This is a genomic window from Nonomuraea sp. IBHARD001, from assembly GCF_056106265.1.
In genome coordinates, this window is the sequence record NZ_JBWBBW010000002.1 from 350,575 (window position 1) to 373,253 (window position 22,679).

The window sequence follows — 22,679 nt, forward strand, 5'->3', positions numbered from 1 at the left end:
GGGCATGCCACCGTGGTCGGGTTGGAGGTTCACCATTCGGACGTGTGACCTTGGGCGAATTGTCACGCCGACCTGGCTACATGTGAGCATGCAGACCACTGCTCAACGCCGCTACACGATCGGCCTGGCCCGGACCGCCGCCGATCTGCAGGCCGCACAGCGCCTGCGTCACCAGGTGTTCGCCGAGGAGCTCGGCGCGACCCTGGACTCGCCGGTGACCGGCCTGGACGTGGACCCCTTCGACGCCTACTGCGACCACCTGCTCGTCCGTGACGGCGACGAGGTGGTCGGCACCTATCGGCTGCTCCCGCCCAGGCGGCGTGACGGCCTCTACTCCGACACCGAGTTCGATCTCGCCAATCTGTCCGGGATCAGGGCGGACCTGGTCGAGGTCGGCCGGTCCTGCGTGCGCCCGGATCATCGCGAGGGCGCGGTCATCGGTCTCATGTGGGCGGGAATCGCCCGCTACATGATCGAGGGCGGGCATCGCTGGCTGGCCGGGTGCTGCTCGGTCGCGCTGGACGACGGCGGCGCGACGGCCGCCGGTGTGGTGGCGAAGGTGGGTCTCGGGCCCGAGGAGTACAGGGTCAGGCCGCTGACGCCGTGGGCGTCGCCCGCGCCGCCGCGCGAGTTCCTGCTGCCGCCGCTGCTGCGCGGTTACGTCAGGCTGGGCGCGTGGATCTGCGGTGCGCCCGCGCACGACCGGGCGTTCGGTACGGCGGACTTCTTCGTGCTGCTGTCGATGGACCAGGTCAATCCCAGGTACCTGCGCCACTTCCTGGGGCAGGCGTGAGCCTCCAGGGCGCTGCTGTCGCCCCTGAGCGCGAGCGCCCGGCCGAGGGCGTCAATCCCTGGGTGCCCGTCTCGCCGTGCACGCCCGAGGACTGTGTGCGCGATCCGGCGCGTGCCGCGGGGGCGGCGCTTCGGGTCTGGCGTATGACGGCGGCCTTCGCCGTCCTGTTCCTCGGTGTGGTGGCCGTGGTGCTGGTCAGGGCGCTCGGCATGGGCACGGCCAGGCGTGGGCTGACCATGGCCTGGTCGCGGCTGCTGCTGCGGGCCCTCGGCGTACGGCTGGAGCTGCGGCAGGGGTTCGCGTTCTTCGCGGGGGCGGCCACGGCGCACGCCGTACCGGGGCGTGGGCCCGCGCTGCTGGTGGCCAACCATGTGTCGTGGCTGGACCCGCTGGTCGTCGCGGCGTCGCAGCCGTGCCGGATCGTGGCCAAGTCGGAGGTGTCGCACTGGCCGGTCGTGGGGGCGATGGCGGCGGAGTCGGGCGCGCTGTTCCTGGACAGGGGCTCGCTGAAGGCGCTGCCCGGCTCGGTGGCCGAGGTCGCGGCCGTGCTGCGCGCGGGGGAGACGGTCGCGGCCTTCCCCGAGGGCACGACGTGGTGCGGCCGGGTCGGCGGGCCGTTCCGGCCTGCGGTGTTCCAGGCGGCCGTCGACGCGGGGGTCGCGGTCAGGCCGCTGGCCCTGCACTACCGGGAGGCGGGCGGCAGGGCGGCGACGGCGCAGGCGTTCGTCGGGACGGACTCGCTGCTGGTGTCGCTGGCCAGGGTGGTGACCGTACGCAGGCTCGTCGTGGAGGTCACGGTGCTGCCGCCGATCGCCGCGTCGGGGCGCAGGGAGCTGGCCCGGGTGGCCGAGGACGCCGTCGCCTCGGTGATCGGCCGTCCCCCGGCACGACGGCACCCGCCGCTCAGCGTGGAGGGGCGGGTGCCGGTGCGGGCTGCCTGAAGGTCAGCCGATCTTCGTCTTCACGTTCTTGCCGTAGAACCAGCGCTTGAAGCCGCCGAGCCGGTCCATCTCCTCCCTGGACATGTCCTCCATGCCGTTGGGAACGTCCCAGACCTCGGCGCCGAGCGTGGCCTTGGCGACGCCGCGCGTGGTCTTCTTCAGCCTGACCTCAAGGGTGAGCCAGTCCTCGTCGTTCTTCTCCAGCAGCCACGGACCGGCGCACCAGAAACCGCCGCCGTCGATGACGCACTCGGTGCCCTTGGGGCCGTCGTAGTACACCTTGTTGGTGATGCCCTTGGGCAGCTTGCCGCCGATCCAGTAATAGTTGGCGGTGTGCGGGCCAAGGTTCTTGACGGCGATCCTGTATGTGATCTTGCCGCCGCGCTTCACCTTCTTGGTCGCCGAGACCGTGGTGGCGAAAACGGAGTACGGCTCGTCGGCCTTGACCGTGCTGACCTTGGCCGGAGCCGTCACGCTGGCCGAGGCGACAGGGGTGGCCCCGAGCAGCAGCGCGCCCGCGAGGGGCGCGACGAGCGCGACGGAACCAATCTTCGAGAGGGGGAGGCGCATGCAAAATCTCCGATGAGGAAGGAAGCGGGGAACCTGCCGTCGGCCCCCGTCAATAGTGGAAGCGTTCTACCACGCGAACGTGAAGAACGTAAAACTTTTTACAAGCTCCACCTTTTCCCGGCACGGTTGTGATCCTCTTGCAATCGACTAGTCGGCGATGATCAAATGCGCATCCCCGAATTCGTGCCAGAGGTAGCCCCCGCGCAGCGCCTCCTCATAGGCCGCGGCGAGCACGTCCGGCCCGGCGATCGCGCTCAGCATCTGCAGATGGCTCGACCGAGGCTCGTGCAGCCCGGTCAGCAGGCCGGTGATCGCCCTGACGCCGGTCTCGGGCGTGACGACCCGTGAGGTCCAGCCGCCCGCCGCCGTCACCAGCCCGTCGGGGCCGACGGCAGACTCCAGCGCCCTGACCACCGTGGTGCCGACGGCCACGACCTGCCCACCGGCCTCCCGCGTCAGGTTCACCAGCCTGGCCGTCGCCCGCGGCACCTCGAAACGCTCGTCGTAGGGCGGCTCGTCCTTCTCCGGCGAGGCCACCCCCGTGTGCAGGGTGATCGGCGCGACGCCCACCCCCCGTGCGACGAGCGCGGTCACCAGGTCCGTGCTGAAGGGCCGCCCGGCGCTCGGCATCTCCGCACTGCCGGGCACCGCGCCGAACACCGTCTGGTAGGCGGCGATCGGCCAGTCCCTGTCCACGTAGGAGTAGCGGATCGGCACCCCGTGCCTACGCAGGTACGGCAGGACGGCCTGGTCCAGCCCGGCACGCCACAACCGGGACGTCTCCCGCTCGATCAGCCGCAACGTGGCCCTGCCCGGCAACGGCAACCACTCCCCGGCCGCACCCCCGGCGAAGGGCTCGGTCCCCGATCCGGTACGGCGACGCAGCTCCACCAGCCACGTGCCGTCCTCACGCTCGGTCGAGAAGTGCACGGCCACCCGGTCCAGGCGCACGGCGGCGGGCAGCGTGGCGGAGTTGTTGACGACCAGCAGGTCGCCGGGCCGCAGCAGCGACGACAGGTCGCCGAACGTGTGGTGGGTGTGCCGTCCCGAGCCCTTGCCCGTCACCAGCAGGCGTACCCCGTCACGGGCCAGCCCGCGCGCCTCTGGCGGCTCGTGCGCCGACAGGGAGTCGGGCAGGGTGAAGTCGAGGGTCGCGGTCATTGCGCGCTCACCCGGCCGCTGGCCGGCCTGCTGGTGATCAGCCCGACGATGGAGGCGGCCACGACGGCCGGGTCGGCGGCCTGGGCGGCCTCCTGCTCGCCCACGGCGTCGGCCAGCATCCTGGTGTTCATCTCGCCAGGGTCGATCCACCAGACGGCGACGTCGGGCTCCTCGGCCGCGAGCACGTTGGAGAGCTGGTCGAGCGCCGCCTTCGTGGCGCCGTAGCCGCCCCAGCCCTCGTAGGCGCCCGTCGCCGCGTCGGAGGTGATGTTGACGATCGCGCCCTTGCTCGCGCGCAGGGCGGGAAGCGTGGCCTGCACCAGGCCGAGCGGCGCGCTCACATTGGTGGCCAGTGCGGCGGCGAAGGCGTCGAGCGGGTAGTCGGCGAGCTTGGGCAGCGGCACCGTGCCCAGGTCGCTGGCATTGTTGACCAGCAGGTCGAGCTCGGGCACGGCCGAGGCCAGCCTGGCCCGGTGCGCGGGGTCGGCGACGTCGCCCGAGATCGTGACCGCGCCGAGTTCGTCGGCCACGGCGTTCAGGTCGCCCCTGGCCGTCAGGACGAGACTCCAGCCCTCCCTCGCGAGCGCCCTTGCCAGAGCGAGGCCGAGTCCACGGGAAGCGCCGGTGATGAGTGCGGTGTTCGTCATGCTCGCGACGCTACGAGCGGGCGCGTCGCCGTACATCGGGCGCAGGACCGGGCGGGGTCTGGGCACATGGACCTAGGACCATGGGGAGCGGGAGCGCCGCCATAGGGTGGGGGGATGACCTCCAGTGGACAGGAGCGCGAGGCGATCCTGCAGGCGGTGAGCACGGCGGTGCTCGCCGTCACCAGGCACCTGTCGGTCCGGGAGGTGCTGCAGGTGATCGTGCGGTCGGCGCAGCGGCTGCTGGACGCCCGGTACGCGGCGCTCGGCGTGCCGGACGACGACGGGTCGTTCGCCGAGTTCGTCGCCGAGGGCATCACCGACAGGCAGTGGGACGCGATCGGCCCGCTGCCGCGCCAGCACGGCATGCTGGGCGCGATGTTGCGCGAGGGCGCGCCCGTGCGCCTGGCCGACCTGCGCGAGGACCCCAGGTTCGAGTACTGGCCGAGCGCGCACCCGGTGATGAAGGACTTCCTCGGCGCGCCGATCAAGGACGGCGACCAGGTGCTCGGCATCATCTTCCTGGCCAACAAGCGCCTGCCAGGTGGCTTCACCGCCGAGGACCAGGACCTGCTCACCCTGTTCGCCGCGCACGCCGCCATCGCGCTGACCAACGCCAGGCTGTACGAGAGCGGGCGCGAGCTGGCCATGCTGGAGGAGCGCAACCGGATGGCTCGCGAGCTGCACGACGCGGTCACCCAGAAGCTGTTCTCGCTGCGGCTGACCGCACAGGCCGCCGCCCACCTGCTGCCGCCGGGCGCCGAGCGGGCCGCGGCCGAGATCGAGCGGGTCCAGCGCCTGGCCGGGGAGGCGCTCGCCGAGCTGCGCGCGGTCATCGTGGAGCTGCGCCCGGCCGAGCTCGACCGGCACGGCCTGGCCGAGACGCTGCGCAAGCACGTGCGCATGATGGACAGGCTGCACGCGCCGGGCGTGGGCTTCGAGGCGACGTTCGAGGACTGCCTGCCCGCGGCGACGGAGGTCGCGGTGCTCAGGGTGGCCCAGGAGGCGCTGCACAACGCGTTGCGGCACGCCGAGGCGAGCGAGGTGGCCGTGCGGCTGGACCGGCTGCCCGGCGGCGTGGTGCTGTCGGTGCGCGACGACGGCAAGGGGTTCGACGCGCCGGGCGGGCGGGGGCTCGGTCTGGTGTCGATGCGCGAGCGCACCGAGTCGGTCGGCGGCACGCTGGTGGTGACGTCCTCGCCCGGTGCGGGGACCGAGGTACGGATGGAGATCCCTCAGTGAACGCGAGTGCGATCAGGGTGGTGATCGCCGACGACCACCCGGTGGTCAGGCAGGGCCTGCGGACCTTCCTCGACCTCCAGGACGACATCACGGTCGTGGGCGAGGCCGCCGACGGGCTGGAGGCGGCCGAGCTGGTGGCCTCGCTCAGGCCGGACGTGCTCCTGCTCGACCTGCGGATGCCGGTGCTCGACGGGCACGGAACCCTGGCCAGGCTGGCGGGCACGGCGACCAGGATCGTGGTCCTGACCTCGGTCAGCGACCGCAACGACGTGGGACCCGCCATGCGGGCGGGTGCGGCGGGCTTCCTCTACAAGGACGTCGACCCGCTGGCCCTGGCCCAGGCGGTGCGCGCCGTGCACGGCGGCCAGGTGCTGCTGGCGCCCGAGGCGGCCGAGGCGATGATGGCGCCGCTGCCCGAGTCCGGTCCGGCGCCGATGCCGCTGACCGACAGGGAGCGCGAGGTGCTGGCGCTGCTGGCGGCGGGCCGGTCCAACCGGGAGATCGCCAAGGAGCTGCGCGTGGCGGAGAAGACGGTCAAGACGCACGTGTCGAACGTGCTGATGAAGCTGGGTGTGCAGGACAGGACCCAGGCCGCGCTCTACGCCGTGCGGCACGGCCTGGGCTGAAAGGAGCGCTCAGGTGTCCTTCTTCTCGTTGCGCTCTTCCTTGCTCGCGGGCGGCGGGGTCCACGGCGGCGGAGGCGGCGGCGTGTAGGTCTTGCCCGGCTTCGGCCACACGATCTTCGTCCTGGCCGTCTTGAGGAACGTCCAGCCCCGGATGCCGATGCGCTCCAGCTCCTCCTTGGACAGGTCCTCGGCGCCGTTGGGCACGTCGTAGGCGATGATGCCGAGCTTGGCCACCCGCGTGGTCTTGGTGCCCTTCTTCAGCTTGAGCTGGAACTTCAGCCAGTCGCTCTTGCCGACCTCCAGCCGGTAGGGGCCGGAGCACCAGAACTGCTGGCCCTCCCATGAGCACTTCGTGCCCTTGGGGCCGTCCCAGTACAGGCGCGGCTCGACGCCCTTGGGCAGCTGGCCGCCGATCCAGTAGTAGTCGGCGTAGTAGGGGCCGTTGTTCTTGGCCCGGATCGAATAGCTGATCTTCCCGCCGCGCTTGACGGTCTTGCTGTATTTGATGTCGACCTTGAAGACGGAGTACGGGTCTGTCGCGGTTGTCGCGGTCGTGGTCGCCGACGCCGATGCGGTGGGCACGGCGGCGAGCGGGGCGACGAGAGCGAGACCCAAGAGCATGCCGGCTGTACGGCGCATGTCGGGCTCCTGGTGATCGGAAAGTCACGCGATTGTCGCCTATTCCGATTGCCGCCAGCAAAGTTTTGGCAAAGAATGACGATCTCTTGTGCGGCGGGGAGGGATCACGTGCCGGACGCTCAGCCCCTGCAACCTGGGGATCCCACGTCGCTCGGCGCCTACCGCCTGCTCGGCAGGCTCGGCAAGGGCGCGCAGGGTGTGGTGTACCTCGGCGAGGGCGGCGACGGCGCCAAGGTCGCGGTCAAGCTGCTCAGCACCGGCCTCGACCGGCCCGGCATGGACGTCGAGCGCTTCATCCGCGAGGTCGCCGCCGCACGCAGCGTGGCGCCGTTCTGCACCGCCCAGGTCATCGAGGCCGACACCGACGGCGCGCAGCCGTACATCGTCAGTGAGCTGGTCGAAGGCGTGTCGCTGCAGCGGATCGTCCAGCTCGAAGGGCCGCGCGCCGGAGGGGCCCTCTACCGGCTGGCCGTCGGCACCGTCACCGCGCTCGCGGCCATCCACCGGGCCTCGATCGTGCACAGGGACTTCAAGCCGAGCAATGTCATGCTCGGCCCCGATGGCCCCCGCGTGATCGACTTCGGCATCGCCAGGGCGCTGGACAGTGCGGTGACGACGGCGAGCGGCGTGGTCGGCACGCCCGCCTACATGTCGCCCGAGCAGATCGGCGGCGAGCGGGTCGGGCCCGCGTCCGACATGTTCAGCTGGGCGCTCACCATGGTCTACGCGGCCAGCGGCCATCCGGCGTTCGGGCACGACAGCCTTCCGGTGATCATCTATCGCGTCATCCACGAGGAGCCCGACCTCTCGGTGCTGCCGGAGAGCCTGCGCGTCCTGGTCCGCAGCTGCCTGGCCAAGCGGCCAGAGGGCAGGCCGACGGCGGCCGAGGTGCTCTTCGCACTGCTGGAGCACCAGCGTGACCTCGCGCCGGTCGTCGCCGACGACGTGTCGGCGCTGACGACCGGCACCAGGATCGCCGCCGAGCCCGCCGCCCGCCCCACGCCCGTCCCCCTCCCGCCGCCGCCCGCGCCCAGCACGGTCACGTGGGCCAGCCCGTCGGGCGACGGCAGCTGGGCGCGCCCGGCCCCGCAGCTGCCGCCACCGCCGTCGCAGACCCCGGCCGGACGCCCCCCGTACGGCGCGCCGCCACCGCCGCCGCGCCCGGTCGGCCAGCGCCCGTACGCCGCTCCGCCACCTGCGGGCCAGCCCGTGATCGCGCCGACGCCTCTCCCGTTTCCCGGGGTGGCCGACTTTCCCGGGGTGGCCGACAACGACGCCTTCTTCAGGGGGACCACCGCCGAGACCCAGGGCGAGCAGGACACGGCCAGGCGCAAGCGTGCCGTCGTCGTGGGCGGCGCGCTCGCGACCGCGCTGGCGCTCGCGGTGACCCTGCTGATCGTCGTGCCCAAGGCGTTCGACGAGACGCCCGTCGCCCAGCCCACGATCACCACACCGGCCGTCCCGCCCGCGCCGACCCCCACGCCCGCCTCCACCCCGACGCCCACGCCGACACCCACCGCCGCCGCGGCGCCGCCCGAGGTGCGGCCGCGCTTCGACGGCCAGGAGGGCAAGGCGCTCAAGGGACACGGCAAGCCCGTGCAGACGGTGTCCGGCCTGACCTCCGGCGGTAAGCCGATGGTCGTCTCGGGCGGCCAGGACGGCGTGCTGCGGGTGTGGGACCCGGTCAAGCACAAGGCGCTGGCCAAACTGCGCGGCCACGACGACGAGGTGTACGCGATCGCCACCGCCGTGGTCGGCGGCAGGCCGATGGCCGTCTCGGGCGGCTACGACCACTCCGTACGCGTGTGGGACCTGAAGTCACGCAAGGGCAGGGTGCTGGGCTACCACCCGATCGGCGTGTTCGCCGTGGCCGTCGGCAAGGTGAAGGGCCGTTGGCTGGCCGTCACCGGCGACGGCGACGGCACCCTGCGCGTGTGGGACGTCAAGCGCCGCAAGCAGGTGGGCGCGTTCAAGGCGCATGCCAGGGACGTCAACTGGCTCGGCTTCGGCATGGTCGGCTCCAAGGCCGTCGTCGTCTCGGCCAGCGAGGACGGCACCCTGCGCGTGTGGGACATCGCCAGACGCAAGGCGTACGGCAAGCCGTACAAGGGGCACCGGAAGGCGGTGTTCTCCGTCGCGGTCGGGAAGGTCGGCGGGCGTGCCGTCGTGGCGTCGGGCGGCAGCGACAGGCACATCAGGCTGTGGGACCCCAAGACCGGCAAGACGCTGGGCCTGCTCAAGGGACACACGAAGAAGGTGTACTCGCTGGCGTTCGGCACGGTGGCGGGCAAGCCGGTGCTGGTGTCGGGCGGCACCGACGGCACCGTGCGCCTGTGGGACCCGGCCGCGCGCAAGCCGTACGGCAAGGCGGTCAAGGCGCACAAGGGCGGGGTGTACTCCGTGGCCTTCGTCACGGTGAAGGGCGAGCCCCGGGTGGTCTCGGCGGGCAAGGACAGGATGGTGCGCATCTGGCGCCTGTCGGGCGGGCAGCTCGGCTCCTGAACGGGCTCAGGTGCTGCGGGAGGGCTCGAACACGGCGTGGTGGCTGGCGACGAGCGCCCGGCGCACCGCACGGTCGAGCTCGCGCAACGCCGCGTCGCCGGTGGCGATCTGGGCGGCGCTGAGCCCTCGGGTGTCGGCCAGGCGCAGCACGGTGGCCAGCCGTCCGGCGAGTGCGGCGACGCGGTGCGCCCTGCCGGGATAGCCGGGCGCGAGCTCCGTGCCCGCCAGCGCGCCGGGATGGGCCGGCCTCGGACCCCCGACCTCGGCGAGCGCGTCGGTCGCCACGCGGATGGCCGCGGACAACCCCTGCTCGGCCTCGGCCACCGACGGCAGGTCGGCCCGCACCGGCCCCGCCGGATGGGCCGACCACGCGACGCCCGAGTAGGAGGAGCCGCGCAGATCGGGCGCGGGCACGAGACCGGCGCAGCGCTCGGGCAGCACCGCGATCACCGCCTGACCGGCTTCGAGCGCGGCGGCGTTGAAGGCCGGAGGACCGGAGAGCCCGAGCGGATCGCCGGGCACCGGCAGGGCCAGTCTGAGCCCGGAGAGCCCGTCGACGCGTAAGCCCGCCAGCCGGGAGCGGAGCGGGGTGCCGTCGACGACGCAGGGGCCGACCAGGCGTTCGACATGGTCGGTCGCCTCGTCGAGACCGACATGGCCGGTGAGCCAGGCGTTGCCCCAGGCGACCAGAGCTGCGGAAGCGGGCGAATCAGAGCGCACCGGTCCACGATATGCGCTCAGCCTGCAATAGGTTGGTCCCAGGTGTTTCTCTGAGAGGGGTCGGGGATGGGTGGTCAGGTGCTGCGGCTCCAGGACGTCGCCGTCAGGCGTGACGGCGCCGCCTTGCTACGCGGCATCGACTGGGCGGTCGGCGAGGACGAGCGCTGGGTCGTGATCGGCCCCAACGGCGCGGGCAAGACCACGCTGCTGCAGGTGGCGGCGACCCTGCTGTACCCCAGCGAGGGCCAGGTCGAGGTGCTCGGCGAGACGATCGGCCAGACCGACGTGTTCGACCTGCGACCGCGCATCGGCCTGGCGAGCGCCGCACTGGCGGAGAAGGTGCCGCCGGACGAGAAGGTCATCGACCTCGTGCTCACCGCCTCCTACGCCATACTCGGCCGCTGGACCGAGGAGTACGACTCCAACGACGTCACCAGGGCCGTCGAGCTGATCGACATGATGGGCGCGGCGCATCTCATCCGCCGCAGGTTCGGCACGCTGTCCGAAGGCGAGCGCAAGCGCGTGCAGATCGCCAGGGCGCTCATGCCGGACCCCGAGCTGCTCCTGCTGGACGAGCCCGCCGCCGGTCTCGACGTCGGCGGGCGCGAGGACCTGGTGCGCAGGCTCAGCATGCTCGCCCACGACCCCAAGGCGCCCACGATGGTGCTGGTGACGCATCACGTGGAGGAGGTGCCGAGCGGCTTCACGCACGGGCTGCTGCTGCGTCACGGCTCGGTGCTGGCCCAGGGGCCGCTGGAGCACGTGATGACGGCCGACAACCTGTCCCGGACGTTCGGCGTGCCGCTGACGCTCGACCGCGGCGCCGAAGGCCGCTGGTACGCCAGGGCGCAGCAGTACTGACGGCTCCTGAGGGGTGTCCCCCTCGCCGCCGGTTCCGGTCCGCCCCCTAAGCTCGGGCGCAGGCCGGAGGAGAGGCAGGGGCTTGTGACACCGTGGGAGGCGGTCGCGGTGTGCGCGGCCGGGATCGGGGCGGGCGCGATCAACGCGGTCGTCGGGTCGGGTTCGCTGATCACCTTTCCCACGCTGGTGGCCGTGGGCGTCGACCCGGTCACGGCCAATGTCTCCAACAACATCGGGCTGGTGCCCGGCTCGCTCACCGGCGCGCTCGGCTACCGCGCCGAGCTCAAGGGCCAGCGTGAGCGCCTGCTGCGGCTCGGCTCGGGTTCGGTGCTCGGCTCGCTGCTCGGCGGCCTGCTGCTGCTGGTGCTCGACCCCTCGGTGTTCCAGGTGGTCGTGCCCGTGCTGATCGGGTTGGCCTGTGTGCTGGTCGTGGTGCAGCCGAAGCTGAACGGCTGGCTGTCGGCGCGCAGGAGCGAGCACGTGCATCCCGAGGGCGGGGCGGCGCTGTGGCTGGGTGTTTTCGGCGCGGGCGTGTACGGGGGGTACTTCGGCGCGGCGCAGGGGGTGTTGCTGATCGGGCTGCTCGGCAGCTTCCTGGCCGACGACCTGCAGCGGGTCAACGCGGCCAAGAACGTGCTGTCGCTGCTGGTGAACTTCACCGCCGCGATCCTGTTCGTCTTCCTGGCCGAGGTGGACTGGTGGGCGGTGCTGCTGATCGCGGTGGGCGCGGCGCTCGGCGGGTTCCTCGGGGCCAAGGTGGGACGCCGCCTGCCCGCCCCTGTGCTGCGGGGATTCATCGTGCTGGTGGGCGTGGCGGCCATAGTCAAACTGGTGTACGGATCATGAAAAACGGGCATAAATCGGGACATGAAAGGTGACTGGGTCGAGGTCGTGATCGACGCGGGCGGCACCACCCCGCGCACCTACGAGATCAGTGCCACCAAAGCGGGCCGGAGGGTCGAGGTGGCCACACGGCGCGGCCTGATCGAGGTCAGCGAGGTCACCAGGACCGGCACACCCGTCCGCACCGCCAGATTCATGTCCAGCCGCATCCTCGCCCTGGTCGAACACCCGGCCGAGACCACACCCTGAAACGCCGCTCACCTAGCCGCCCGGCCGTACCTGAAGGATGCCCTCGCGGGTGACCCGCGACTCGAACGTCGGCTGTGGCGCCGTCGCGGGGCCGTGCCGTACCGAGCCGTCGCTCAGTCTGAACGTGCTGCCGTGCCACGGGCAGACCACGCACGCCACGCCGTCCTCCAGCACCAGGCTGCCCTGGTGCAAGGGGCCGGCCAGATGCGAGCACCGGTCGGCCAGCACGGTCACGCCCTCGCTGTGGCGCAGCACGAACAGCTGGATGTAGCCGAGCCTCCTGGCCACGGGACGGCCCTCCGGCAGGTCCTTGAGCGTGCACAGGTCGTGCCAGCCGAGCGGGAGCAGGTGGGTGACCTGTTCGGCATGGTTGGCGCCCGCCGCCTGCCGGTAGGCCAGATGCCCGCCCAGATAGCCGCCCACCCCGGCCGCGCCCAGCCCGGCCAGCGACAGCGCCTGCCCGGAACGCTGGTGCCCGGCCAGGCGCAGCAGCAGCGAACCGGAGAACAGCCCGATCGCCCCCAGGTTGGCCAGCATGTGGACGAAGCCGACGCGCTGCTGCTCCCGATGCAGGGAGGACCAGTCGGTGAGCCCGGCGGCGGCCGTGGGGATCGCACCGGCCAGCCCGGCGCCGACGAGTACCCGTGAGGCGCGCGGATCGGCCCTGGTCAGATCGAGGAGCGCCGCCGACACCCAGCAGCCGAGGCTGACCGTGGCCAGGGGCGGATGCAGCGGTTTGCCGGTCGGCACGCCGTGCAGGAGGTCGCGCACGCGTCCCGGCCTGAGCCGGTCGCGCACGGCCTTGGCCAGCACGCGGATCGGCCGATCCATCGAGCGCGTCTTCTCCAGGCGATCGGCGAGGTCAACAGGGGTCATGAGGCGGCGTACGTGTCCGTGGCGCGCCTTTGCTGTCTCCTTCACGCTAGGTGCCCTACCCCACGGGCGAGGGGGTCACTCGGGTCACTCGGCGAGGTGCCCCTGCGACACCGACATCGCGATGAGCTCGTCGGTGTAGGCGCCGAGCGTCGGCGAGCCCTCCCTGATGATCTCCACCTTCTCGCGCACCTGGGCCGCCGTGACCTTGTACAGCGACCAGGTGCCGCCCTCGTTGTGGTGGTTGGCCAGGATCGGCGCGAACCTGTCGAGCGCCTTGGCGAACTTCGCCTCCTGGCTCTTCCTGGCCTCGAACTCCTCCCACAACTCCCGCAGCGGCACGCCCTGCTCGCCCGGCAGGATGGCGAAGATGCGGTCGGCGGCGGCGCGCTCGGCATCGGCCTGGGCGGCGACCGCGACGGGGTCGTAGATGAAGGTGTCGCCCGCGTCGATCTCCACCAGGTCGTGCACCAGCAACATCGCGACCACGCGCTGGATGTCGGTGCCGGGAGGCGCGTGCTCGCCGAGGACCATGGCCAGCAGCCCGACGTACCAGGAGTGCTCGGCGTCGTTCTCGCGGCGCGAGCCGTCGATCAGGTTGTTGCGGCGCAACACGCGCTTCAGCTTGTCGATCTCCGTGGCGAAGCTGATCTGGGCGGCAAGGCGGTCCTCGGTCGTCACCCGCGTCACCTTAGTGGGCAATGATCGGCCCGGGCACCGGATCGATGGGTGAAAGCGTGACAGGAACCCCATTGAACACCGCATTTCCCGACGGGACATCAATCGCACCCTCGTCGGTGAGCACATTGGCGCTGACGCCCGCGTGCTCGGCGGCGACCGCCTGGGAACTGCCCGCGTGCCCCCAGCCGTGCGGCAGGCTGACGACACCGCACATGATCGTGTCGGTCTCCTCGATCGGCACGGTGACCTCGCCCTTGGCCGAACGCACGAGCGCGTGCGTGCCGAGGCCGAGACGCCTGACGTCCGCGGGGTTGATCTGAAGGGTGCACGTGTTGCTGCCGCCGACAAGCGGGGCGACATTGTGCATCCAGCTGTTGTTCGAACGCAGATGCCTCCTGCCGATCAGCACCACGTCGGGCTGCGGCTCGGCCAGCCCGGCGACCAGGCGCTCGACATCGGCGACGAGCTGCTGCGGGGCGAGCTCCACCACGCCGGAGGCCGTCCTGAGCACCTCGGGCAGCCGGGGCCGCAGCGGGCCCAGGTCGAGGCCGTGCGGGTGCCGCAGCAGCTTGGCCAGGCTGAGATCGCCGCCCTCTCCCCACGAGCCGTAGGGGCCCAGGCGCAACATGGCGTCCAGGCGCAGCTCGGCCCCGCTCTCGCCGTCGAGCTCGGCCCGCAGGTCGGCGGGGTCGCGGCCCTCGACGGCCGAGCCCGGCGTGGCGACCGCACTGCGCAGCATCCGCTCGATGACGAACTCGTCCAGGTCGCCGCCTTCGGCGCCCGAGGCGATCATCGCCAGCCTGGCCAGGATCTGCGCCTCCGAAGGCCGCCCGGCGAGCGGGAGCGCCGCACGCGAGTACCTCGTGTAGTTGCGCACCGCGAGGCCCAGCAGGGCGAAGTCGTAGTGCGCCGACTGCAGCACCCGGGGCGGCGGCAGGATGACGTGGGCGTGCCTGGTGCTCTCGTTGAGATACGGATCGACGCTGACCATGAAGTCGAGCCCGGCGAGCGCCGGATCGAGCCGCCCGCCGTTCGGCGCCGACAGCACCGGGTTCCCGGCCACCGTGACCAGGACCCTGATCTGTCCCTCGCCCGGCGTCTCGATCTCGTCGGCGAGCGTGGCCACCGGCAGTTCCCCGTTGGTCTCGGGCAGGCGCCTGACCCGGCTGTGCCACCGGCCCGTCACGTACGGCCTGCGCCGCCCGTTCGTGTGCTCGGTCGCCGGTTTGGGGAACATCGCGCCGCCCGGCCGATCCAGGTTGCCGGTCAGGACGTTGAGCACGTCGACCAGCCATTGGGCGATCGTGCCGAACTCGGCCGTGCAGGTGCCGATCCGGGCGTACACGGCGGCGCGCCCGGCCGAGGCGAGCTCGCGGGCCAGCCTGACGACGGTCTCGGCGGCGACGCCGGTGCGCTCGGCCACGACCTCGGGCGGGAAGTGCGCGGCGCACTCGCGTACCCGCTCCAGGCCGGCGACCGGGACCTCGACCGTGACGAGGTTCTCCGCGAACAGCGTGTGGACCAGGCCGAACAGCAGGTAGGCGTCGCTGCCCGGCCTGACGAACACGTGCTCGTCTGCCAGCTTCGCCGTACGGGTGCGGCGGGGGTCGACGACGACGAGACGGCCGCCGCGCTCGCGCAACGCCCGCAGCCTGCCGGGGAAGTCGGGCGCGGTGCACAGCGAGCCGTTGGACTCCAGGGGGTTGGCGCCGAGCATGAGCAGATGGTCGGTGCGGTCGAGGTCGGGCACCGGGATGGCGAGCGGATGGCCGAACATCAGGCCGACGGCGACGTGCTTGGGCATCTGGTCGGCGGAGGAGGCGCTGTAGACGTTGCGGGTGCCGAGCGCACGGGCCAGCGGCCCGCCGTACAGGGCGCCCGCGATGGTGTGCGCATTGGGATTGCCGAGGTAGAGGCCGATGCTCTGCCGGTCGGACACGTCGGCGAGCCCCTCCCGCACGGCCGCGAACGCCTCCTCCCACGACGCCTCACGCCAGTGCTCGCCGGTGCGGATCAGCGGTCTGGTGAGCCGGTCGGGGTCCTCGTCGAGCCGGCCGAGGCTGGCGCCCTTGGGGCAGATGAAGCCCCGGCTGAACGGATCGTCCCTGTCGCCCCTGACCGATGTGACGTGCCCGCCGCCGTCCAGGGTGAGCGTCAGGCCGCAGACGGCCTCACAGAGAGGACAGGTACGGTGAACGGTCGTCATCGCGCCACTCCTGAGTTCGGCATCCGAACCCATATCGTGCCCCAGGCGGGAACGCATTGCCATACCGCTCGGTATGCGGACCCCGGAGCCCCCGCGACCACGGGACCCCGCCGGTGGCTAGGCCGGTTCCTTGGCGGGGCTGCGGTTCACGCCCCTGGCCAGGCCGTCGAACCCGGGGTGGCGGTAGCGCCTGGCGCCGAAGGCCGTGGTCGTGACGGTCCAGCCGCGCCGGTAGGCGAACTCGTCCGGCTCCATGAAGACGTCGCGTTCCACCCAGGCGAGGCGGTCGTTGATCCAGGCCCTGATCGCAGGAGTTGTCGTGATTTCTCCAAAGTGCATAGCAGACCCCCACCTTTCGCAGCATTGTCGAAGTGCACTTCTGTGCCGACCGGGTCGCCGGGCCGTGCGGCAGCGAGGTGGCAGCCTTTTCTCCCGGTCGTGCGGGCGGGAGCGCTGATCGTGCTCCACCGCACCTCGGACACGGTGACGCTCAGCTGCGTATATGTGATCCCTCCGGTGGGCGGCCTCCCACGTGTGATGCCTCGTGGGCGGGGTTACGGCGCCGTTGCCGGACGGGCGGCCCAAGCGGCCGCAGGCGTGTAGTCGTCGAAGCGTGTGGTCGGCGGCCTCGGTGCCGGACGAGGTCTCCGATTTCCCGGCTTCTTCTCCTGAGTTGAGCATCCGCTCGGCAAGGCGTCACTGCAAGAGCCGATGCATGAGAAGAATTGGATTTCTTCGCAATTTCTCGTGCTCGTTGCTTAAGTGTTTGCGATGCATCGGGATCTGCAACTTGCACGAGAACTGTCAGGGGAGCCTGGGACGCCTGTGGCGGCGCGAGTTCACTCCGAATTCGGGACGCCACTCTTCGTTGCCAGCCTGCCTCCCGGAATGGTCACGGGCAAGTGCGCCTGCCATTACTCGTGCAAGTTGCGGTGTTAGCATTGGTGCACGACCATGGTCTTTCCGCCATACCTGGCCACCCGCGCAGAGGGGAGTGGACGGTGCCGGAGCGAGGCAGTCCCACCGTCCGGCGGCTCCGGCTGGGCCAGGAGCTGCGGCTGCTGCGTGAGCGCAGCAACCTGACCGGCGCCCGAGCGGCGCAGCGTCTCGGCTGGTCGGCCAGCAAGGTGAGCAGGATCGAGTCGTCGAAGACGATGCCGAGCCCTGACGACATCCGAGCGCTGGCCGGGCTGTTCGCCACCGGCGACGGCAAGCTGGCCGAGTTGCTCACGCTGCTCGACGACGCCGATCAGCGCGGCTGGTGGGAGGACTACGAGGACACCCTGCCCGGGGAGTACACCAGACTGCTCGGGCTTGAGGCGGAGGCCGTCTTCCAGCGCGGCTGGGAACCCCAGCTCGTGCCCGGTCTCCTGCAGACAGAGGCCTATGCCCGTGAGGTCGTTCTGGCTACTCGGGGAATCGTGCGTTTCACGCAGAGTGGTGTGAGAAGCCGCGTGGAAGCCCGACTCGATCGGCAGAAACGTGTGCTGCATCGTCCAGACCCACCGACGATCTCCGTGGTTCTCGACGAATCCGCTTTGGTGCGTCAGTTCGGCGGGCCTTCCGTCATGCACGAACAGATGGAGCATCTCCTTGAGATGTCGATGATTGCCCACGTCAGCGTGCGTGTGCTCACCCTGGAAGCCATTCATCCGGTCAACACGGGCGCGTTCATTCATCTGAAGTTCGTCGAGCTCGACGATGTTGTATACCTGGAGTCGCTCTACAGCGGGCGCTTTGTCGAGGACCTCGAGCTGGTGGCCGGTTACGAGATGGCTTTCGAGCATCTGCGCTCGGAGGCGCTTGACGAAGACGAGTCGCGGGTGCTCATCCAACGCAAGGCGATGCACTGGCGGCGATAGTATATATCGGACAAAAAGGGGCAATGGTGCCTCTTTTCTCTATTTGGGGTAAAAATGCACATCGATACCACCAGTGCTCCCTGGCGCAAGAGCCGGTACTGCAACGGCGCGTCGGGCTGTGTGGAAGTGGCGAACCTCGCGGACGGCAAGATCGCGGTGAAGGACGGCAAGCAGGAGGAGGGCCCGGTCCTGGTCTTCACTCCGGGTGAGTGGGACGCCTTCGTCAACGGCGTCAAGGACGGCGAGTTCGACCTTTAACAAGCGGTAGGCAGCACGACCCCGGCCACCACACCCGGAGCAGCACGACATCCAGGTTCGTGCTGCTCCCACCTGCGACAGGCGCGCACACAGGAAGAGCCGCTTGCGCCCAAGGGTTCGGGGGCACAAGCGGCTCTCGCTTCTGGAGGCGTCAGGCGACGCCGAGACCTCGGGCGACGCCCTCGCCGAGGTCCTTGTGGATATTCGTCCAGTACTCCACGACACGCTTCTTCGTATCGGCCGTGACCTCGGGCGCGGAGGCGTGCCCGACGACATTGCTCACCAGGTGCGCCCGCTCCACGTCGGACAGCACGTTCTCCCACAACGCACGGGGCTGGCCGTAGTCGTCGTCCTCGCTGTGCAGGGTGTAGGCCGAACGGATGACCTCACCCGCCAGCTCGTAGGACTCCCCGGCCCATGCGGCGGGATCGGCGGCGGGCCCGCCCAGCGAGTTGGGCGCGTACACCGGTCCGTTCGGCTGGGCGTAGGCCATCGGGCCGTCGAAGTCGTAGGAGTGCACGGCCGCCTTCGGCTGGTTGATCGGCAGCTGCGGGTAGTTGGGCCCGATCCGGTAGCGATGGGTGTCGGGATAGGAGAACAGCCGGCCCTGGAGCATCTTGTCGGGCGAGGCGCCGATGCCGGGCACGAAGTTCGACGGCTCGAAGGCGGCCTGCTCCACCTCGGCGAAGTAGTTGGCCGGATTGCGGTCCAGCGTCATCCGGCCGATCTCGATCTCCGGATAGTCGGCATGCGGCCACACCTTGGTGAGGTCGAACGGGTTGAACCGGTAGTCGGCCGCCGCCTCGAACGGCATGACCTGCACCTTCACCGTCCAGGAGGGATGCTCGCCGCTGGCGATGGCGGTGCTGAGGTCGCGGATGTGGAAGTCCGGGTCGGCCGCGGCCTGGGCCGCCGCTTCGGCGTCGGTGAAGTTCTCGATGCCCTGGTCGGTCTTGAAGTGGTACTTCACCCAGAACTTCTCGCCACCGGCGTTGTACCAGAGGAAGGTGTGGGAGCCGAAGCCGTGCATGTGGCGCCAGGTCCTCGGGGTGCCGCGGTCGCTCATCAGGAAGGTGACCTGGTGCGCGGACTCGGGCGACAGCGTCCAGAAGTCCCACTGCATGTTGTTGTCACGCAGGTGGTTGTCGGGGCGGCGCTTCTGGCTGTGGATGAAGTCGGAGAACTTCTGCGGGTCCCGGATGAAGAAGATCGGCGTGTTGTTGCCGACGAGGTCGTAGTTGCCCTCGGCGGTGTAGAACTTGATCGCGAAGCCGCGCGGGTCGCGTGCGGTGTCGTCGCTGCCCAGTTCGCCCGCCACGGTGGAGAAGCGCAGGAACAGCGGCGTCTCGCGGCCCGGCTGGAACAGGTCGGCCTTGGTGTACTGGCTGACGTCCTCGGTGATGCGCAGCACGCCGTGCGCACCGCCGCCCTTGGCGTGCACGACGCGCTCGGGCACCCGTTCCCGGTTGAAGTGCGCCATCTTCTGGATCAGGTAGTGGTCCTGCAGCAGCAGGGGCCCGTTGGGGCCGACCGAGAGCGAGTGCTCGTCGCTGGGCGCCGGTGCTCCGGCATCGGTCGTGGTGGTAGGCCGGGTGGTCATCGCGCGGTCCCTCCGGATCGTCATCGTCGTTGATGGGGGGCGGGCACTCCATGCGGTTACCGGCTATGTCTCCTTGGCTCGGGCTCCATCGGCCCCGGTCTCCTGGGTACGGCAGGCGGGGCACAGGCCCCAGAAGGTCACGTCGGCCTCGTCGATGAGGAAGCCCGCCGAGTCGGCGGGGTCGAGGCAGGGCGTCGCGCCCGCCACACAGTCGACGTCGGCGACCGTGCCGCACGAACGGCACACGAGGTGGTGGTGGTTGTCGCCCACCCTGGCCTCGTAGCGGGCCGGACTGCCCATCGGCTCGATCTTCCGGAGCAGGCCGACGCCGTGCAGCGCGTGCAGCGCGTCGTAGACCGCCTGAAGGGAGACCTGGCCCACACGCTCACGCACCCCGCGGTACACGGCGTCCACGTCGAGGTGGTCACCCTCCCGCACGGTTTGCATGATCGCCACCCGGGCAGCGGTAACCCTTAGCCCGTTTTGACGAAGTATGTCGGCATCCCCCATGTCCATCACGGTATGCCCTAAACCGGAATGATTCAAGTAAAGGAACCGTCCAAGTTTTCCCCCGTATGAACGTGCGCCGCTGCCAGTCCTCCCATGGAGATGGCATGCTCAGGTCACGATGAAGACGCGAATCGCCCTCCTGGTCCTGCCCGCCCTGCTCGCGCTGGCCTGCTCACCGGCGCAGTCGGAGCCCGAAACCGACGTCGCGGAGAAGCCGACCACACCCTCCGCCACCGCCAAGCCCAAGCCGAAGAAGGAGCCCTTCACCATCTCCTTCGGCGGCGACGTGCACTTCGAGGGCGTGCTCAGGGCCCGGCTCAACCAGCCGCGCACCACGCTCGGACCCATCGCGAAGGTGCTCGGCGCCTCCGACCTCGCGATGATCAACCTGGAGACCGCGATCACCACGGGCGGCACGCCCGCACCCGGCAAGCAGTACACCTTCAGGGCCCCGGCCTCGGCCTTCACCGCCCTGAAGGCGGCCGGGGTCGACGTGGTGTCGATGGCCAACAACCACGGCATGGACTACATGCAGAGCGGCCTGGCCGACTCGCTGGCCGCGGTCAAGCGCTCGAAGTTCCCCGTCGTCGGCATCGGCCGCAACGAGGCCGAGGCGTACCGGCCGTGGCGCACGACGGTCAACGGCAACCGGGTGGCGATCATCGGGGCCACCCAGGTGCTCGACGCCGAGTTCATCCAGGCCTGGACGGCGACCAGCACGCAGGGTGGTCTCGCCTCGGCCAAGAACGAGACCAGGCTGCTGCAGGCCGTACGCCAGGCGCGTAAGACGTCCGACACGGTGATCGTGCACCTGCACTGGGGGACCGAGCTGCAGAAGTGCCCCAACGAGGCGCAGCGCTCGCTCGCGCCCAAGCTGGTCGAGGCCGGGGCCGACGTCGTGGTCGGCGGGCACGCGCACATCCTGCTGGGCAGCGGCTACCTGGGCCAGGCCTATGTCAGCTACGGCCTGGGCAACTTCGTCTTCTACAACTGGGGCCCGGAGACCGGCCGCACCGGTGTGCTGACCTTGACGATCAACGGCCGCAAGGTGCTGAAGGACCGCTGGACCCCCGCGACCATCCAGGGCGGCATCCCCGTGCCGGTCACCGGCGCCGCCAGGACGCAGGCCATCTCCACCTGGAAGGCACTGCGCGGCTGCACCGGCCTGACGGCCAGACCCTGATGAGGCACGTGGAGTCGGGCGACGTACGGCTGGCGCTGTACGAAGAGGGGGATCGCGCCCACCCGTCCCTCGTCCTGATGCACGGCTACCCCGACACGCACGCGGTGTGGGACGAGGTCGCCGCCCTGCTGCGCGACCGGTTCCACGTCGTGCGCTACGACATGCGGGGGGCGGGCCGCTCGACCGCGCCGAAGGACCGGCTCGCCTACGGCCTCGACCATCTGGCGGGCGACCTCGCCGCCGTGCTCGACGCCGTGGGCAAGCCCGCCGTGCATCTCGTCGGGCACGACTGGGGGTCGGCCCAGGCGTGGGACCAGGTGGGCAGGCCGGGGATCGGCGATCGGGTGGCCTCCTTCACCGGGTTCGGCGGGCCCGGCGTCGGGCAGGCGCTGCACTTCCTCGGGCACGGCGCGCCCGCCGCGGTCGCCGGGCAGCTGCGGCGCTCCTGGTACATCGCCGCCTTCCAGCTGCCGATCCTGCCCGAGCTGGCCTGGCGCACGCTGATGCCCGGCTGGTTCGCCCGTGGCCTGCGGGCCGAAGGCGCCGAGCCGAGGGCCGGGCACCCGGCGCCGACCCTGCGCGCCGACGCATGCCGAGGGCTCGGCCTCTACCGGGCCAATATGTTCACCGGCTCCCGCCCGTCCGCCGCCACCGTGAACGTGCCGGTGCAGGTCATCGAGACCAGGCGCGACCCGTTCATCTCGGCGGGCCTGCTGTCCTCCCTCGATCAGTGGGCGCCGAAGCTGTGGCGCCGGAGCGTCCCCGCCGGGCACTGGGCCCAGCGCACCCATCCCGAGGTGATCGCCAGGATGGTCGCCGAGTTCGCCGCCCACGTCGACGGCGCCCCCGCCGCACGCGAGCTGGCCAGAGCCAGGACAGGTGTGCGGCGGGCCCGCTTCGCCGACAGGCTCGTGGTCGTCACCGGAGCGGGCAGCGGCATCGGCCGGGCGAGCGCGAGGGCGTTCGCCGCGCACGGCGCCGAGGTCGTGTGCGTGGACATCGACGAACAGGCGGCCCTGCGTACGGCAGGCGACATCACCGCGGCCTTCGGGCGGCCCGCACACGGCTACCGGACCGATGTGGCGTCGGAGGCGGACATGCGGGCCCTGGCCGAGCGCGTGGCCGCCGAGCACGGTGTGGCCGACGTCCTGGTGAACAATGCCGGGATCGCGGTCACAGGCTCCTTCCTCGACCATTCGACGGCCGACTGGCGCAGAACGCTGGATGTGAACCTCTGGGGCGTCGTGCACGGCTGCCGGATCTTCGCCGAGCAGATGATCGAACGCGGCGAAGGCGGGCACATCGTGAACATCGCCTCGCTCGCCGCGTTCGTCCCCTCGCGGATGTTGCCCGCGTACTCGACGTCCAAGGCGGCGGTGAAGATGCTCGGCGACTGCCTGCGGGCGGAGCTGGCCGGGCAGGGCATCGGCGTGACCACGATCTGTCCCGGCTTCGTCTCCACCGCCATCGCCGGGAACTCCACCTATGTCGGCGACGAGAGCAGGAGGGAGCGAGCCGTGGCCGCCCTGCGCAGACGTGGCTATCCGCCCGAGCGCGTCGCCGCGCACATTCTGCGTGCGGTGCACCGGGACGAGGCCGTGGTGCCGGTCAATGCCGAAGGCAGGCTGGGTTATGCCCTGTCTCGGATATCTCCGGCAATGATGCGGCGGCTTGCGCGTATAGCGAGATAGACGGCAAATGCGGGCAGTTGCCGG

At 70.7% G+C, this 22,679-nt stretch carries 23 protein-coding genes; 12 read left to right on the forward strand and 11 right to left on the reverse strand.

The annotated features are described in order from the left end of the window. Positions 1-88 precede the first annotated feature (88 nt). Positions 89-793: a GNAT family N-acetyltransferase gene (locus ACTWNK_RS03710; RefSeq protein WP_474302084.1), complete on the forward strand. Its 705-nt coding sequence runs from the start codon at positions 89-91 to the stop codon at positions 791-793. Next, complete coding sequence (locus ACTWNK_RS03715; protein WP_474302085.1) at positions 790-1,734, forward strand: lysophospholipid acyltransferase family protein; 945 nt, start codon at positions 790-792, stop codon at positions 1,732-1,734. The genes ACTWNK_RS03710 and ACTWNK_RS03715 overlap by 4 nt, the downstream gene beginning before the upstream one ends. 3 nt (positions 1,735-1,737) lie before the next feature. Here the strand turns inward: ACTWNK_RS03715 and ACTWNK_RS03720 are convergent, their stop codons facing one another. The 3 genes from ACTWNK_RS03720 to ACTWNK_RS03730 form a co-directional block, all read right to left on the reverse strand. Next, on the reverse strand, positions 1,738-2,304 hold the full coding sequence (locus ACTWNK_RS03720; RefSeq protein ID WP_474302086.1) for a hypothetical protein: 567 nt from the start codon (positions 2,302-2,304) through the stop codon (positions 1,738-1,740). A gap of 147 nt (positions 2,305-2,451) precedes the next feature. Beyond that, positions 2,452-3,465: an S-adenosylmethionine:tRNA ribosyltransferase-isomerase gene (locus ACTWNK_RS03725; protein WP_474302087.1), complete on the reverse strand. Its 1,014-nt coding sequence runs from the start codon at positions 3,463-3,465 to the stop codon at positions 2,452-2,454. Continuing rightward, positions 3,462-4,112: an SDR family NAD(P)-dependent oxidoreductase gene (locus ACTWNK_RS03730; protein WP_474302088.1), complete on the reverse strand. Its 651-nt coding sequence runs from the start codon at positions 4,110-4,112 to the stop codon at positions 3,462-3,464. Before ACTWNK_RS03730 ends, ACTWNK_RS03725 begins: the two co-directional genes overlap by 4 nt. Positions 4,113-4,226: 114 nt before the next feature. Between ACTWNK_RS03730 and ACTWNK_RS03735 the strand changes: the two genes are divergently transcribed. Further along, positions 4,227-5,351, forward strand: a complete 1,125-nt coding sequence (locus tag ACTWNK_RS03735) for a GAF domain-containing sensor histidine kinase (RefSeq protein WP_474302089.1) — start codon at positions 4,227-4,229, stop codon at positions 5,349-5,351. Next, entirely contained in the window at positions 5,348-5,977 is a 630-nt protein-coding gene (locus ACTWNK_RS03740) for a response regulator (protein WP_474302090.1), read from the forward strand. Before ACTWNK_RS03735 ends, ACTWNK_RS03740 begins: the two co-directional genes overlap by 4 nt. A gap of 9 nt (positions 5,978-5,986) precedes the next feature. On the opposite strand, the gene ACTWNK_RS03745 is transcribed toward ACTWNK_RS03740, so the two are convergent. Next, on the reverse strand, positions 5,987-6,616 hold the full coding sequence (locus ACTWNK_RS03745; protein WP_474302091.1) for a hypothetical protein: 630 nt from the start codon (positions 6,614-6,616) through the stop codon (positions 5,987-5,989). A gap of 108 nt (positions 6,617-6,724) precedes the next feature. Here ACTWNK_RS03745 and ACTWNK_RS03750 point away from each other — a divergent pair, with 108 nt between their 5' ends. Continuing rightward, the gene (locus tag ACTWNK_RS03750) at positions 6,725-9,118 is read left to right on the forward strand and encodes a protein kinase domain-containing protein (RefSeq protein ID WP_474302092.1); all 2,394 of its coding nucleotides are present in this window, start codon (positions 6,725-6,727) and stop codon (positions 9,116-9,118) included. Between the two features lie 6 nt (positions 9,119-9,124). Here the strand turns inward: ACTWNK_RS03750 and ACTWNK_RS03755 are convergent, their stop codons facing one another. Then, positions 9,125-9,838, reverse strand: coding sequence for a hypothetical protein (locus ACTWNK_RS03755; protein WP_474302093.1), 714 nt, complete (start codon positions 9,836-9,838; stop codon positions 9,125-9,127). Between the two features lie 66 nt (positions 9,839-9,904). Between ACTWNK_RS03755 and ACTWNK_RS03760 the strand changes: the two genes are divergently transcribed. The 3 genes from ACTWNK_RS03760 to ACTWNK_RS03770 all read left to right on the forward strand — a co-directional run bounded on the left by ACTWNK_RS03760 (position 9,905) and on the right by ACTWNK_RS03770 (position 11,791). Continuing rightward, positions 9,905-10,699, forward strand: a complete 795-nt coding sequence (locus tag ACTWNK_RS03760) for an ABC transporter ATP-binding protein (protein WP_474302094.1) — start codon at positions 9,905-9,907, stop codon at positions 10,697-10,699. 84 nt (positions 10,700-10,783) lie between these two features. After that, entirely contained in the window at positions 10,784-11,545 is a 762-nt protein-coding gene (locus tag ACTWNK_RS03765; protein WP_474302095.1) for a sulfite exporter TauE/SafE family protein, read from the forward strand. A gap of 21 nt (positions 11,546-11,566) precedes the next feature. Further along, the gene (locus tag ACTWNK_RS03770) at positions 11,567-11,791 is read left to right on the forward strand and encodes a hypothetical protein (protein ID WP_474302096.1); all 225 of its coding nucleotides are present in this window, start codon (positions 11,567-11,569) and stop codon (positions 11,789-11,791) included. Positions 11,792-11,803: 12 nt separating this feature from the next. Here the strand turns inward: ACTWNK_RS03770 and ACTWNK_RS03775 are convergent, their stop codons facing one another. The 4 genes from ACTWNK_RS03775 to ACTWNK_RS03790 form a co-directional block, all read right to left on the reverse strand. Next, positions 11,804-12,667, reverse strand: a complete 864-nt coding sequence (locus ACTWNK_RS03775; RefSeq protein ID WP_474302097.1) for a Rieske (2Fe-2S) protein — start codon at positions 12,665-12,667, stop codon at positions 11,804-11,806. Positions 12,668-12,751: 84 nt separating this feature from the next. Then, entirely contained in the window at positions 12,752-13,345 is a 594-nt protein-coding gene (locus ACTWNK_RS03780) for an HD domain-containing protein (protein ID WP_474302098.1), read from the reverse strand. Between the two features lie 10 nt (positions 13,346-13,355). Continuing rightward, complete coding sequence (locus ACTWNK_RS03785) at positions 13,356-15,551, reverse strand: molybdopterin-dependent oxidoreductase (protein WP_474302099.1); 2,196 nt, start codon at positions 15,549-15,551, stop codon at positions 13,356-13,358. 117 nt (positions 15,552-15,668) lie between these two features. Continuing rightward, positions 15,669-15,890: a hypothetical protein gene (locus ACTWNK_RS03790; RefSeq protein ID WP_474302100.1), complete on the reverse strand. Its 222-nt coding sequence runs from the start codon at positions 15,888-15,890 to the stop codon at positions 15,669-15,671. A gap of 662 nt (positions 15,891-16,552) precedes the next feature. On the opposite strand from ACTWNK_RS03790, the gene ACTWNK_RS03795 reads away from it, so the two are divergent. Continuing rightward, complete coding sequence (locus ACTWNK_RS03795) at positions 16,553-17,413, forward strand: helix-turn-helix domain-containing protein (RefSeq protein ID WP_474302101.1); 861 nt, start codon at positions 16,553-16,555, stop codon at positions 17,411-17,413. A 54-nt stretch (positions 17,414-17,467) separates the two neighbouring features. Further along, positions 17,468-17,671, forward strand: coding sequence for a DUF397 domain-containing protein (locus ACTWNK_RS03800; RefSeq protein WP_474302102.1), 204 nt, complete (start codon positions 17,468-17,470; stop codon positions 17,669-17,671). 151 nt (positions 17,672-17,822) lie between these two features. Here the strand turns inward: ACTWNK_RS03800 and ACTWNK_RS03805 are convergent, their stop codons facing one another. Both ACTWNK_RS03805 and ACTWNK_RS03810 read right to left on the reverse strand, forming a co-directional pair. Further along, the gene (locus ACTWNK_RS03805; protein WP_474302103.1) at positions 17,823-19,271 is read right to left on the reverse strand and encodes a catalase; all 1,449 of its coding nucleotides are present in this window, start codon (positions 19,269-19,271) and stop codon (positions 17,823-17,825) included. A gap of 63 nt (positions 19,272-19,334) precedes the next feature. Then, positions 19,335-19,781 carry a Fur family transcriptional regulator gene (locus ACTWNK_RS03810; protein ID WP_474302104.1) on the reverse strand — a complete coding sequence of 149 codons (447 nt, stop codon included), beginning with the start codon at positions 19,779-19,781 and terminating at the stop codon, positions 19,335-19,337. A gap of 118 nt (positions 19,782-19,899) precedes the next feature. Between ACTWNK_RS03810 and ACTWNK_RS03815 the strand changes: the two genes are divergently transcribed. After that, positions 19,900-20,964 (forward strand): CapA family protein, encoded by a 1,065-nt coding sequence (locus ACTWNK_RS03815; RefSeq protein WP_474302105.1) that lies wholly within the window; start codon positions 19,900-19,902, stop codon positions 20,962-20,964. Beyond that, positions 20,964-22,655 (forward strand): SDR family oxidoreductase, encoded by a 1,692-nt coding sequence (locus ACTWNK_RS03820; protein WP_474302106.1) that lies wholly within the window; start codon positions 20,964-20,966, stop codon positions 22,653-22,655. The genes ACTWNK_RS03815 and ACTWNK_RS03820 overlap by 1 nt, the downstream gene beginning before the upstream one ends. Positions 22,656-22,679: the final 24 nt, after the last annotated feature.

Excerpts from the sequence above, each read along its gene's own strand:
- ACTWNK_RS03785 (WP_474302099.1), bottom strand. The coding sequence starts at position 15,551 with ATGACGACCGTTCACCGTACCTGTCCTCTCTGTGAGGCCGTCTGCGGC.
- ACTWNK_RS03790 (WP_474302100.1), bottom strand. The coding sequence starts at position 15,890 with ATGCACTTTGGAGAAATCACGACAACTCCTGCGATCAGGGCCTGGATC.
- ACTWNK_RS03820 (WP_474302106.1), top strand. The coding sequence starts at position 20,964 with ATGAGGCACGTGGAGTCGGGCGACGTACGGCTGGCGCTGTACGAAGAG.
- ACTWNK_RS03760 (WP_474302094.1), top strand. The coding sequence starts at position 9,905 with ATGGGTGGTCAGGTGCTGCGGCTCCAGGACGTCGCCGTCAGGCGTGAC.
- ACTWNK_RS03710 (WP_474302084.1), top strand. The coding sequence starts at position 89 with ATGCAGACCACTGCTCAACGCCGCTACACGATCGGCCTGGCCCGGACC.
- ACTWNK_RS03735 (WP_474302089.1), top strand. The coding sequence starts at position 4,227 with ATGACCTCCAGTGGACAGGAGCGCGAGGCGATCCTGCAGGCGGTGAGC.
- ACTWNK_RS03720 (WP_474302086.1), bottom strand. The coding sequence starts at position 2,304 with ATGCGCCTCCCCCTCTCGAAGATTGGTTCCGTCGCGCTCGTCGCGCCC.
- ACTWNK_RS03805 (WP_474302103.1), bottom strand. The coding sequence starts at position 19,271 with ATGACCACCCGGCCTACCACCACGACCGATGCCGGAGCACCGGCGCCC.
- ACTWNK_RS03800 (WP_474302102.1), top strand. The coding sequence starts at position 17,468 with ATGCACATCGATACCACCAGTGCTCCCTGGCGCAAGAGCCGGTACTGC.
- ACTWNK_RS03810 (WP_474302104.1), bottom strand. The coding sequence starts at position 19,781 with ATGGGGGATGCCGACATACTTCGTCAAAACGGGCTAAGGGTTACCGCT.
- ACTWNK_RS03730 (WP_474302088.1), bottom strand. The coding sequence starts at position 4,112 with ATGACGAACACCGCACTCATCACCGGCGCTTCCCGTGGACTCGGCCTC.
- ACTWNK_RS03725 (WP_474302087.1), bottom strand. The coding sequence starts at position 3,465 with ATGACCGCGACCCTCGACTTCACCCTGCCCGACTCCCTGTCGGCGCAC.
- ACTWNK_RS03815 (WP_474302105.1), top strand. The coding sequence starts at position 19,900 with ATGAAGACGCGAATCGCCCTCCTGGTCCTGCCCGCCCTGCTCGCGCTG.
- ACTWNK_RS03770 (WP_474302096.1), top strand. The coding sequence starts at position 11,567 with ATGAAAGGTGACTGGGTCGAGGTCGTGATCGACGCGGGCGGCACCACC.
- ACTWNK_RS03745 (WP_474302091.1), bottom strand. The coding sequence starts at position 6,616 with ATGCGCCGTACAGCCGGCATGCTCTTGGGTCTCGCTCTCGTCGCCCCG.
- ACTWNK_RS03775 (WP_474302097.1), bottom strand. The coding sequence starts at position 12,667 with ATGACCCCTGTTGACCTCGCCGATCGCCTGGAGAAGACGCGCTCGATG.